The 12,572-nt window shown below is 27.9% G+C and carries 9 protein-coding genes and 1 tRNA gene; 4 read left to right on the top strand and 6 right to left on the bottom strand.

What is annotated here, in order from left to right:
* The first annotated feature begins 45 nt into the window (after positions 1-45).
* Positions 46-729 (top strand): adenylate kinase family protein, encoded by a 684-nt coding sequence (locus AOE55_RS01375; RefSeq protein WP_013087550.1) that lies wholly within the window; start codon positions 46-48, stop codon positions 727-729.
* Between the two features lie 101 nt (positions 730-830).
* Here AOE55_RS01375 and AOE55_RS01370 read toward each other — a convergent pair whose 3' ends face one another.
* Entirely contained in the window at positions 831-2,048 is a 1,218-nt protein-coding gene (locus tag AOE55_RS01370; RefSeq protein WP_013087499.1) for a cation:proton antiporter domain-containing protein, read from the bottom strand.
* Between the two features lie 926 nt (positions 2,049-2,974).
* Between AOE55_RS01370 and cysS the strand changes: the two genes are divergently transcribed.
* A complete protein-coding gene (cysS, locus tag AOE55_RS01360) occupies positions 2,975-4,384 on the top strand; it encodes a cysteine--tRNA ligase (RefSeq protein WP_013087844.1) in 1,410 nt (469 codons plus the stop codon).
* A 27-nt stretch (positions 4,385-4,411) separates the two neighbouring features.
* On the opposite strand, the gene folD is transcribed toward cysS, so the two are convergent.
* A complete protein-coding gene (folD, locus tag AOE55_RS01355) occupies positions 4,412-5,263 on the bottom strand; it encodes a bifunctional methylenetetrahydrofolate dehydrogenase/methenyltetrahydrofolate cyclohydrolase FolD (RefSeq protein ID WP_080611712.1) in 852 nt (283 codons plus the stop codon).
* Between the two features lie 83 nt (positions 5,264-5,346).
* On the opposite strand from folD, the gene AOE55_RS01350 reads away from it, so the two are divergent.
* A tRNA-Arg gene (locus tag AOE55_RS01350) sits at positions 5,347-5,420 on the top strand.
* Between the two features lie 194 nt (positions 5,421-5,614).
* Here AOE55_RS01350 and AOE55_RS01345 read toward each other — a convergent pair.
* Complete coding sequence (locus AOE55_RS01345) at positions 5,615-6,103, bottom strand: DUF721 domain-containing protein (RefSeq protein WP_013087426.1); 489 nt, start codon at positions 6,101-6,103, stop codon at positions 5,615-5,617.
* Positions 6,104-6,358: 255 nt separating this feature from the next.
* Here AOE55_RS01345 and secA point away from each other — a divergent pair, with 255 nt between their 5' ends.
* Entirely contained in the window at positions 6,359-8,899 is a 2,541-nt protein-coding gene (secA, locus tag AOE55_RS01340) for a preprotein translocase subunit SecA (protein ID WP_013087556.1), read from the top strand.
* A gap of 83 nt (positions 8,900-8,982) precedes the next feature.
* On the opposite strand, the gene cls is transcribed toward secA, so the two are convergent.
* The 3 genes from cls to AOE55_RS01325 all read right to left on the bottom strand — a co-directional run bounded on the left by cls (position 8,983) and on the right by AOE55_RS01325 (position 12,496).
* A complete protein-coding gene (gene cls, locus AOE55_RS01335) occupies positions 8,983-10,116 on the bottom strand; it encodes a cardiolipin synthase (protein ID WP_080611709.1) in 1,134 nt (377 codons plus the stop codon).
* 378 nt (positions 10,117-10,494) lie between these two features.
* A complete protein-coding gene (locus tag AOE55_RS01330) occupies positions 10,495-11,256 on the bottom strand; it encodes a YciC family protein (RefSeq protein WP_080611706.1) in 762 nt (253 codons plus the stop codon).
* Between the two features lie 502 nt (positions 11,257-11,758).
* Entirely contained in the window at positions 11,759-12,496 is a 738-nt protein-coding gene (locus tag AOE55_RS01325; protein WP_080611703.1) for a YciK family oxidoreductase, read from the bottom strand.
* Positions 12,497-12,572 lie beyond the last annotated feature (76 nt).

Below are 12,572 nucleotides of genomic sequence, written 5' to 3'. Positions count from 1 at the left end.
ATAACGTTAGTAAGTTAAGATCAATCTTAAACACAAGGTATTTCGATGATAGGAATCATTCTTATTGGTTCTCCTGGTTCTGGCAAAGGAACTCATTGTGAGTTTATCTCCAAAAAGTACAATATTCAGAAAATTTCCGTAGGAAATCTCTTAAGGAATCAAACACCTTTAGATCAGTTTTCGAAAAAAGAAATTTCTAGACGAATTGATCAAGGTCAACTGATCCCTGACGAAATTGTTATTGATCTTATGAGAAAAAAGATTTCCGAAATCAATTACTCAAATGGATTCCTACTAGACGGATTTCCAAGAAATATACGACAAGCTCAAGAAATGACAAAATTAATAGATGCTCGTTATGTACTAATTGAACTTTCGATCAATTTGACAAATATATTAGATCGAATCTCTGGACGTTTAATTCATTTTCCTTCTAACAGAACATATCATATAAAATTTTGTCCTCCCAAGAAAAAAGGAATCGATGATATTACTGGAGAGAAATTAGTGATCAGAAAGGATGATTCTTTAAAAATCATTTATAAAAGAATCGAAATATATCAACGATTTACAGAACCTATTATACAATTCTATAAAGAAAAGAAGAATTCGAAGATATCATGTTTCAAAGTGGACGCAAACAAAAAAATTAAGGATGTTCAAAAAGAGATCATTAATATTTTAGATCAATTTATGATAGATAATAGTTCTAAAAATTTTAAGAACTAATAGAATTCATCAGATTTCAAAAACAATTTTTTATTGATTGCTCAATTTATTCTATTATATTTTGTCTTGAATATTATTTTTTTAGAGGTATAGATTTCTTATTATTCTTCACAGAAGTCAAAATCAATTATTTTAACCAAAAAGGAATTGATAACAATAGAAATCACTGCTCCGGATAACACAAGATTTTGAATTTCTTGACTAAATAAATGCAGATTAGTCGCAATTTTAGAAAGGATAAAAGAAAACTCTCCCATTTGTGCTAGATTAATTGATACTCCAAAAGAAACTTTATAGCTATATCCAAAAGATCGTATTAAAATTGAGATAAGAAACATCTTTCCAAAAACTATAATTAGTAGAGTTGTCAAGATATGCAATGGATACGTTAAAAGAACAATAGGATCAAGTAACATTCCAACAGAAACAAAAAAAAGAACTGTAAACGCATCTTTTAGTGGAAGAATATCCTGAGCAGCTTTTTGACTCAATTTGGATTTATTTAAAGTTATTCCTGCAAAAAAAGCACCTGTTGAAAATGAAACATTGAACAAGATCACTGAAGCATAAGCAATTCCAATGGAAAAAACTAAAATTGATAGTGTAAAAAGCTCTCTAGAATTAGTTTCTTCTGTTTTTAATAGGAGGTACGGAATTAACTTTTTTCCAAAGATTAAGATTAGAACGATAAAAAAAGATATTTTTGTTATCGTGAACATAGTTCTTATAAAAATTGAAAAAAAACTTTTTTCTATGAAGTTACTGTCATTTAACAAACTAGAAAGAACTGGAAGTATCATTAGAGTTAATATCATAGTTAGATCTTCTACAACTAACCAACCAACGGCAATTTTCCCAATTTTATTATAAATCGCTTTTTTTTCTTCTAGAGTTCTTAATAATACTAGTGTGCTAGATGTGGAAAAACACAAACCAAACAAAACTCCAGAAAACGTTTTACATCCCATATATTTGGCCATCATAAATCCTAATGAGGATGTAAAAAAAATTTGCACGATTGCGCCAGGAAAAGCTACAGATCTTACTGAAATAAGATCATTTAATGAAAAATGCAATCCTACTCCAAACATAATTAATATGATTCCAATTTCAGCAAGTTCACCAGCAAGTACAGAATTTCCTACGAAACCTGGAGTGAAAGGACCAATCAAAAATCCAGCTGCTATATATCCAACTAATGGAGATATCTTTACTTTTTGAGCAATCATTCCAAAAAGATATGACAAACAAAGTCCCCCGGTAATTGTAGCCATTAAAGATGGAGAAGAATAATTTATGATAGTTTCTTTTAATTGCATACTCGACTTTTCTCATAACTTTTTAAAAATTGAAAAAACTATCTATAATCCGTATATCGATGAATGTTTTTCATAATCATAATTTATTCGAAAACACTTGAAAACTATTTTTTGTTCTTCAAAAATCTTCAAAAAATTTTTTTTCAAAAACATATGGATTTTTTACTATAAAAAAATTTTTTCAAGTATTTTTTTTAGATTATGTCAAATTCAAAAAGTAAATCAAATAAAATATTCATTGGTATTAAAGAAAAAGTTTATACAATTTTTTAAAAATACTGCGAGCAGATTGTAATTTTTAAAAAAAATTTTTGTTTCAAGATAAGAGTACTCTTTTCTTTGAGAGAAAAAGATATCTGAATTCATAAAATTGTATCAGTTTTATCGAATAAATAAGTTAAGAATCCTATCCAAAAAATTGAAAACTTGAGAGATCTAATCAAAATAAGAGTCTTAAAAATTTTTAATCCGATCTTTTTTAAAAAATTTTATTTAGATTTTAAAAAGTGTTTTCTAAAAAAAATTCTGATCGTAAATTCAACGAAAAAGAATATCTTGATAATCGAAATTTCATTATGAAAATTAAATCTGAATAAATTCTTATAAGAAGATTTAACCATCTTTATAACTTTTCACTTTCTGTCTTTTTTTATAAAGTTGATCGAAAACCGTCAAGACGAAAATTACTGAAATCTTTATATAAAAAATCGTAAGAAAAGAATTATTTAAATTTTATATTTCATAATTAATAAAAAACACATTGAATATATGTAAAATCTTAAGAAATTCTGATAGATTTTATTGACTGTTTAAGATTATACTTAGATCTGTCAAAACGACACTTGAATTTTTAAAAAAATATCCATAAAAAAATTGAGATTTTATTCGAACAACCTCTATTTTGATCTAATTTTTGTTCAATCAAAATGTTAAAAATTTATAATACCATTCATCGAAAAAAGGAAAAATTCATACCGATCGTTAAAGGAAAAGTGAGCATGTACGTATGTGGTATAACTGCTTATGACTTGTGCCACATCGGTCATGGAAGAACATTCACTATTTTTGACATGATAACAAAATATCTAAGATTCATGGGATACAAAGTCAATCATGTCCGAAATATTACAGATATAGATGATAAAATTATTCAAAAAGCGATCCAAAAAAAAACTGATTATGAATTTTTAGCTCAAAAAATGACTGAAGAGATGAGAAAAGATTTCAGGAATTTAAAAATCTCTCAACCAAATATTGAACCAAACTCTACATCATACGTCCAATCAACGATCGATTTAATAAAGATTCTTGAAAAAAATGGAAAAACTTATCGATCTCTCTCCGGAGATATCTTGTTTAACACAAAAGAAAATCCAGAATATGGAAATCTCTCTAAGAGAAATGAGATACTTAATCTCGAAAGAAAATTCGGAAGAAACATCAAAAATCTTCAATCTAAAAAGTGTCTTTCAGATTTTATTTTATGGAAATCCGCAAAAGAGGGAGAACCATTTTGGAATTCACCATGGGGGAAAGGTAGACCAGGATGGCATACAGAATGCGCCGCAATGAGTACGAAGATACTTGGAAAAAATTTCGACATTCACGGAGGAGGATCAGACTTAATTTTTCCACATCATGAAAATGAAAGAATTCAATCGATCGTAGCATATGGAGATAATTTTGCAAATTATTGGATACATACTGGAATGTTGAAGATCCAAGAAAAAAAAATGTCCAAATCCGATGGAAACTTTTTCAAAATTCGAGATATTTGTTCTGCATATAATTCAGAGGTTATTCGTTATTTCTTTCTATCTTCCCATTATCGTCACCATCTCAATTATTCTATTAACAAGATCAATCAATCGAAAAGATCTTTAGAGAAACTCTATTTTTCTCTCATAGGAACGAATCCGGAGCATCCGATTCAAAAGAATGATAGATATTTAGAAAAATTTGAAAAAGCTTTTATAGAAGCTATGAATGACGATTTCAATACTCCTAAAGCTTACTCAATATTATTTAAGATATCCAAAGAAATAAATTTACAAAAAAAAATAAATATAAACATAGCAAATCGATTAGCTAAAATATTAAAAAAAATGGCAAATGTTTTAGGATTATTGAATCAATCAGTACATCAATTTTTTAAGATAAATCGAATTACCCTAAAAGAAATTAAAAATCAGGAAATAGAAAATATCATTCAAATCAGAGAAAAAGCTAGAAAAAATAAAAATTGGGAAGAAGCGGATCGTATCAGAAAAGATCTATACCAAATTGGTATTATATTGGAAGATCGTATCAACAAAACTTACTGGAGAATAAAATGAAATTTTTGATGAACTTCAAAATACTAATCAATAATGAACTTCACAAGCATGTAGTGTATTTTTCATCAACATCATCGTTGTCATAGGACCGACTCCTCCAGGTACTGGAGTAATCCATCCAGCTATTTTAATCGCTTCTTTATAACAGACATCTCCTACAACTTCTCCTTCTTTCATATAATTGATTCCAACGTCTATTACGATGGCTCCTGGTTTAATCCAAGATCCAGGAACAAAATTGGGTTTTCCGATAGCAACTACTAATAGATCGGCATGCTTGATATGATAAACTAAATCAGTAGTAAAACGATGTACTATCGTTGTTGTACAACCTTTCGAAAGCAACTCTAAGATCATAGGTCTTCCAACATGATTAGAAGCACCGACTACTACAGAATTTAAACCGATTAATTTAATTCTATAACGCTTCAAGAGAGTAATAACTCCTTGTGAAGTACATGGTTTTAGTTTAGGTGTTCTCTGACATAGAAGTCCAATATTATATGGATGCAGTCCATCTATATCTTTATCTGGTCGTATTTTTTCCGAAATTCTAATTGGATTAATTTTTTTTGGAAGTGGTAAAGAAATAAATATCCCATCAATTTTTTCATCTTTATTAAGATGATCTATCAATTTTAGCAAAGTAATCTCATCTGTATCGTTTGGAAAATCATAGAGTTTAAAAAAAAATCCGATGGATCTACAAAGTCTATATTTTTCTTGAACGTAAATTTTAGAAGCTGGATCATCACCAACTAATATAGATGCTAAACCAGGAGCTCTCTTTCCTAAACTTATTCTGCTTTTCACTTTATTATAGATTTCTTTTTTGATAATTTTGGAGATCTTCTCTCCATCGATAATTTTTGCTTGCATATTGTATTAAATCCAAATATTATTCTAAAATGAAATTTTAGAAGATGGCTCAATTTACAATGAAATAAATAATAAAGATTTAGGCGCCCTTAGCTCAGATGGATAGAGCAACGACCTTCTAAGTCGTAGATCACAGGTTCGAGTCCTGTAGGGCGCGTTCTATCGTTAGTTTTTTGATGTATAAATTCAGGGTGAAATTGATTTATTTTTGACTTTTTTAGTTAAAAAACATATAATACCACCCTTTTTTATATTCTATTAGAAAATTAAAAAAAAAGAAGAAGTTATCAGAATAAGAATTTTCTGCTTTTGTTTCAGGAACAAAGTTTATATTGATTTCATTTCAACTATTCATTTCGTTTTTCCATTGATAAGAGAATTTAATTTCATCAATCGAATTTCTAGATTGTTTTTGTCTTTAATTAAAATTTCAGAATCCTTATCTGTATCATTTAAAATATGAGTTCTTTCCGCTCGTTTTGACAGGGAATAGTATGTATTGCTATATATATTCTCGGAATGGAAAATAGTCGGATTGATAATGACATGAATGGAAGACAAAGACGGTAATATCGAATTTTTCAAAATTTTCAGAAGAAACGGAAGTTCAAAGCGTAATCTAATTTTTCTACTTGCATTAATTACTTCAAGAACTAAAATAAAATCTCGATAATTAGCCACTCGACATTTGCTTCTCAGTTCTTTTGGAAGAACATTTAGAACAATTTCATTTAGGTGAATCAATAATTTTGCTTTTTCATGAATCATTTTTAACTTACTTTCTTTAAATTGATTTTCTTGTAATAAAAAGGAAAAAGTTTTCGGATGATTGTTGCACACGTCAATTGATCTTTTTTTAAATATCTTATATAAATTATTCGACTCTATTCAACTGAGATAAAATTTTATAGAGAACTTGATTGAAAGAGTCGATCTTTTTTATCGTACGATAACTTAGTTTATCTCAAATACAATAAATCCTAAAGTTTGGAATTAATATGTTAATCACTCAATTACGTAAATTTTATTGATCTCTATTGTTAAATTGACAAAATATCTGTCTTAATTTAATTATACATTGATTAAGAGAAACTTATGTTGACCAAATTACTGACTAAAATTTTTGGAAGTAGAAATGAAAGAGTTCTAAGAAGATTTAAGAAGTATGTAGATATGATTAACAATCTAGAAGATCGTTTCGAAGATCTTTCAGATTCTGAGCTTTCAAGGAAAACTGACGAATTTAAGATCAGATTGTCCAATGGAGAAAAATTAAATGATCTTATACCGGAAGCTTTTGCTACAGTAAGAGAAGCAAGTAAGAGAGTTTTGAATATCAGACATTTTGATGTACAGTTACTAGGAGGATTGGTGTTGAATGAAAGATGTGTTGCAGAAATGAAAACTGGAGAAGGAAAGACTTTAACTTCTACTCTACCTGCCTACTTAAATGCTCTATCTTGCAAAGGAGTTCATATCGTTACTGTCAATGAATATTTAGCTAAAAGAGATGCAGAAAACAATAGGCCACTTTTTGAGTTCTTAAAAATTAGTGTTGGATTAAATTTATCTGGTATGTCTTTTGATAAAAAGAAAGAGGCTTATTCGAAAGACATTACATATGCAACAAATAACGAATATGGATTTGATTATTTAAAAGATAACATGGTTTTTGATAAAAAAGAGCAAGTTCAAAGGAATCTGCACTACGCTCTGATAGATGAAGTAGACTCAATTCTAATCGATGAAGCAAGAACTCCTCTGATAATATCCGGAGAGTCTGAAACCAATGTAGATCTGTATCGGAAAATTAATACATTAATTCCTTTCTTTAAGAAACAAGATCGAGAAGATTCAGAAAATTATCTAGGAAACGGTCATTTCTCAATAGATGAAAAATATAAACAAATCACTTTGACAGAAAGAGGATTAAAATTACTTGAAACGTTATTGATCAAAATCAAGCTCATATGTTTTGGAGAATCATTATATTCTACAAAGAATATAATATTTCTACATCGTGTTATATCTGCTTTAAGAGCACATACGTTATTTCGAAAAGATGTGGATTATATCGTTAAAAATGGAAAAGTTATTATTATAGATGAACATACGGGAAGGATGATGGAAGGAAGAAATTGGTCTGATGGATTGCATCAAGCCATTGAAGCAAAAGAAGGAGTTAGAATACAAGACGAAAGTCAAACTCTAGCTTCGATCACTTTTCAAAATTATTTTCGATTATACGAAAAATTAGCTGGTATGACAGGAACCGCAGATACAGAAGCTCACGAATTTAAAACCATCTATCAACTAGATACGATTGTGATACCAACTAATCAACCGATGATTCGGAATGATCTTTCAGATTTAATATACATCACTGAAAAAGAAAAAATTTTAGCAATTATCGATGAAATTCGTAGGTGCTTTTACAAAGGACAACCGGTTCTGGTAGGAACGATTTCTATCGAAAAATCAGAAAAAATTTCAAAAATTTTACATCGTTCTAATATTCCACATCAGATATTAAACGCAAAATTTCACGATTTGGAAGCAGAGATCATAGCTAATGCAGGAAAAATAGGATCAGTAACTATTGCAACTAATATGGCGGGAAGGGGAACGGATATTGTTCTTGGAGGAAACTGGAAGTTAGAGATTGAGAAATTCAAAAGTTTACAACTTAAAAAATTTGATCTAATTAAAGTTAGATGGAAAAAACAAAATAATCAAGTTAAAGCTATGGGAGGCTTGCATATTATAGGAACCGAAAGACACGAGTCACGTAGAATCGACAATCAGTTGAGAGGAAGATCTGGAAGACAAGGAGATCCGGGATCTTCTAGATTTTATTTATCCATGGAAGATTCTTTAATGAGAATTTTTGTTTCGAAAAAAATCATGAATGTTATGAAAAAATTAAAAGTGGATTTTGGAAAAGCGATAGAACATCCTTGGATAACAAAGGCAATAGAAAACGCTCAAAAAAAAGTAGAAGGAAGAAACTTTGAAGTTCGCAAACAACTATTGGAATATGATGATGTAATAAACGATCAGAGATGTGCAATCTATTTGCAGAGAAATCGACTACTTATATCAAAAGATATTAAGAAGATCATTTCTAATATGAGAGAAGAAATAGTTTGTCATCTGATTGATAAATATTTTTCATATAGAGATAAAATGGAAGATGAAGTCAAAACAAATGCATTTCTAAGCAAGTTAAAAAGAAAACTTGGCCTCAATTTATCGAAGAAGGAATGGATGCATCATTTTTCTGGAATGAAGAAAAATGAAGTCAAAATTAAAATAATAAAAAGAATTGAAGATTTGTATAAAAAAAACGAGGAGAAGATTGGAAATTCCTTTGTTCGAAATTTTGAAAAGAATGTAATGATACGAGTTATAGATAATTTTTGGAGAAATCATTTATCAATTATGGACTATCTAAGACAAGGAATCCATTTGAGAGGATATATTCAAAAAGATCCAAAAACAGAATACAAAAGAGAATCTTTTATACTTTTCTTAAATATGTTGAAATCTATTAAACATGAAACAATCAGAGTTTTGTCTAGTATAAATACGAAAAGTGTGATCAAATGTCAAGATCTTTCTAAAAAAGATATATGAAAAATATGATTTTTATCATTACAAGAAAAAGACTTTAATAAATTTTTTTCAAAAAAAATTTTTTTCAATTTTTCAGAAGTTCATTAAAGAAGAATTCTAAAAAGGTAACAAAACTTTTCAATAATCTTATTCCAAAAAGGACGTTGTTTCCATTGATGAATATTAGTTTCTCGACAACATGAAATGTATTGTTTTTGTATTCTGATTAATTGATTTTGAAAACTTCGATCATTAACTATAGCTATTATTTCAAGATTTACTGAAATGCTTCTTATATCTAAGTTGATTGATCCAACTAAACTAATATTTTCATCAATTGTTATAGTTTTAGAATGTAAAAAACCATGATCAAGATGGTAAATCTTCACTCCAGATTTCAAAAGTATCGTATATAAATTTCTGCTAGCCCAATGTACGAAAAAAGAATCGTTTTTTTTCGGTAAGATGATTAAAACATTTATTCCGTTAAGAGAGATCTTACAGATCAGTTTAATGATGTCTTGACTTAATACAAAATATGGAGTGGTAATCAAAATTTTTCTTCTTGCAGATTTGAAAAAATTCAATAAAAACTTTTTGATAAGATCTTTTGGAAAAAAAATTCCAGAAGTTAAAATTTCTATTTTTGGTTGATCAACTTTGTTTTTCAGATCGGATCTTAACTTTTTTCCTGTTTCTATATACCAATCGAATGAATAAATGTGATTCAAGATATTCGATACTTCTTTTCCTTTGATCTTGACTAGAACATCCAAAAGAGGATAGTAATTTTTTTTATAATTATCTTTATGAAAGTCAGGGTCTATCATATTCATACTTCCAATATAAGAGATGTTGTCGTCTATTATTATCATCTTTTTATGCTGACGAGAGTCCAATCTATAAAAAAAAATTAGATGGTATATTAAACTCACTTTTAACGATTTGATTAGATGAATTCCAGCTTCTTTCATTTCTTTTAATTGAAAACTTTTAAAGAATGGTCTACTACCTATGTAATCAATTATGAGATTACAATTAACACCTCTTTTAGAGGCTTTGATCAAAGCTCTAGAAACTTCGTCTACCAATCCTCCTGGCATCCATATGTAAAAAACCATATTGACATTTTTAACGGATCTTTCAATATCTTGTATGACAGATCGTAAAGAAGCTCGATGATCTTTAAAGAGTTTTATCCGATCGTATTTTGCTTGATATGTACTTTTTTTTTTGATTCAATTTGGACTGAAAATAGATAAATAGAACTTTTTGAAATTTCTTTTTAAGAAAACATCTCAATTTTTTGATATATGACATATTAGATAGCTTTAAAAGTTTCTTTTTCAATATTTTCTCTATTCTTTGAGATTCTGATACCCAATAAGATATTTTTTAATTTAATTTATTATTTCTGAAGAATCGATCATTTTTGTAATTTTTGATACTATTACTTATTTGAATAAAAATTAAGTCAGAACCAATCTTTAAAAAAATGACTTTTTCTAAGAATATTTCATACGATTTTAAGAATATAGCTCGGTAAGATTTCATTAAAACTTTTATCTATTCTTAATCTGGTAGATTTAATGTTTAAATCATGTTCTATCTCTCATTTACTTGAGATTGTTCTTGTATATTAATGTATACAAACGAAAAAAATAAATTAAAACAAATGATGTAAACAAATTATTTATTGTAAAATGAATAAGACTTTTTAGAAAAGTATTAAAAAAAGAAAGTACTTTTTCAGAAAAAATAGATAAAAATACTTGAAAAAGAGTCCATATCAGTAAAATAAAAACTATTTTCCAAAAATGTCGAAAAGAAATATTCCAACTTTCTAAGATTGCTTTAGAAGGAATTATACCTTCCTTGACAATTAAAATAATCGGAGAGAAAGAAAATCCAATTGACACTACAACTCCAGGTATTATGAAAAACAACAAACCAAAATAAACAGTTAAAATATGAAGAATCAATAAAATCAACATCTTCGGAATTGTTTTCAAAGAGAGGTAGATAGCTTGAACTGAATTGATAAACCTTCTTTTATTAAATTCATTTAAATAAATAATGAGGGAGGAATTTAAAGTAGTGAAGCCTAACACAATCGTAATCAAAGATAATAAAGAAGCTTTAAAAATAAGGAGTTTATCTCTTCTAGATAAATTTTGAATCCAAAATATCATAGAATGTATATCATTTTTCTCTTTGGCGAGATTTACAATCCTATCAATTTCTTCTGCAGAAACGATGAAATGATATAAAATCACACTAACTATCGCTGAAAAAAATGATAATAATAAAATATCATTAAATTGATTTCTTAAAAAATTTGAGCTATCTTCAAAAATTGAAGATGTTCTGATTGACATTTCGATATCTCTTTTTTATTTTTTTGGATTTATACAAAGGTTCACTTAAGTAAGATTCTTTTTTTAAATCAACTGAAACGTTCGGAATCTATGATTTAAAGTATTTAGGTTTACTATTAAGGAAAAGAACAATAAGTCAATCCCATAATTTAATCTTTCCTTAAAAGAAACTACTATTTTATAATTTAACTCTGATAGATAATTCAAAAAAGTTTATTAAAAAAAAGATTTTTTGATTCTTTTAAAGCTTTTAAATAAGCAGAAATATTCTCTTTCGGCCATGGAAACGTACTTTACAAATTAAACTGATTCAATAAAAATAGTTATCAAAACTATAATCTTTTTTCTCAATTCTTCTTATATTTTTTTGAAATAGCATGGATCATAGAGAAATAAGTCGAATCTCAACCAATTCTGAAAAAAAATCAAACATGAATAATCTGTTAAGGATAAACAAAGATATTCTTTTAAAAGATTAGAAATGAAAAATTTAAAAATTAACTTAAATATTTCTTATTATTTTTCCATCAAAATTAAAAATATGTCCGGAAAATCCGACACTCTCATCACTCATGAGATAAAGATATGTTGACATAATCTCTTTTGGAGATCTTATATTTTTCTGGTTTTCTGAAGGATATGCCTGAAATCTCATCTTCGTTCTTACTGCTCCTGGATTAATGCAATTTACTCTTAGAGTGCTTCCTTCATACTCTTGAGATAACGTTTTCATCAGTCCTTCAATCGCAAATTTTGATACAGAATATGGGGACCAATTTTTTTTTCCTTTCCTACTAACATTGGAAGTGGTGAACAACAAAGAACTATTTTTAGAGTTCATCAAGCATGGAAGTAAAAATTTTGTTATAATGAAACTAGAATTTAAATTAATTTGTAATACTTCATACCATGATTTAATTGATTGATTAATGACCGGAGAGATTCTTCCGAGTACTCCAGCATTATGCAACAAACCGTCTAAAATAGGAAATTCTTTTTTAATTTCTTGAGTAATTCGACGATATTCTGACTCTTTCTTTTCAGAAAGATCGAAAATATAGATTTTTACGATTTGAGAACTTCTATTGATTCGGTTTAAGGATTTGGAAATGGTATGCATTTTTTTTTGATCTTTTCCAATCAATGCTAAATTAGCCCCATTTTGAAAATAAGTTTTCGAAACCTCTTTCCCTATTCCGTCACTAGCTCCAGTAATTAAAATATTTTTTTTCTTTAACATTTTCGATAATCTTGTATGTCATTCTAAATTTTTCAACTTAAAATACCGATTATAAAAATTTTTTATTTAAAATGTC

Origin of the sequence: Candidatus Riesia pediculicola (assembly GCF_002073915.1) — a bacterium.
GTDB lineage: Bacteria > Pseudomonadota > Gammaproteobacteria > Enterobacterales > Enterobacteriaceae > Riesia > Riesia pediculicola.
Note: the sequence above shows the minus strand (reverse complement) of the source record. Positions and strands in the feature narration are given on the sequence as shown.

Bases quoted from the DNA above. Each gene is read 5' to 3' on its own strand.
- AOE55_RS01375 (WP_013087550.1), top strand. From the start codon at position 46: ATGATAGGAATCATTCTTATTGGTTCTCCTGGTTCTGGCAAAGGAACT.
- AOE55_RS01370 (WP_013087499.1), bottom strand. From the start codon at position 2,048: ATGCAATTAAAAGAAACTATCATAAATTATTCTTCTCCATCTTTAATG.
- cysS (WP_013087844.1), top strand. From the start codon at position 2,975: ATGTTAAAAATTTATAATACCATTCATCGAAAAAAGGAAAAATTCATA.
- folD (WP_080611712.1), bottom strand. From the start codon at position 5,263: ATGCAAGCAAAAATTATCGATGGAGAGAAGATCTCCAAAATTATCAAA.
- secA (WP_013087556.1), top strand. From the start codon at position 6,359: ATGTTGACCAAATTACTGACTAAAATTTTTGGAAGTAGAAATGAAAGA.
- AOE55_RS01330 (WP_080611706.1), bottom strand. From the start codon at position 11,256: ATGTCAATCAGAACATCTTCAATTTTTGAAGATAGCTCAAATTTTTTA.
- AOE55_RS01325 (WP_080611703.1), bottom strand. From the start codon at position 12,496: ATGTTAAAGAAAAAAAATATTTTAATTACTGGAGCTAGTGACGGAATA.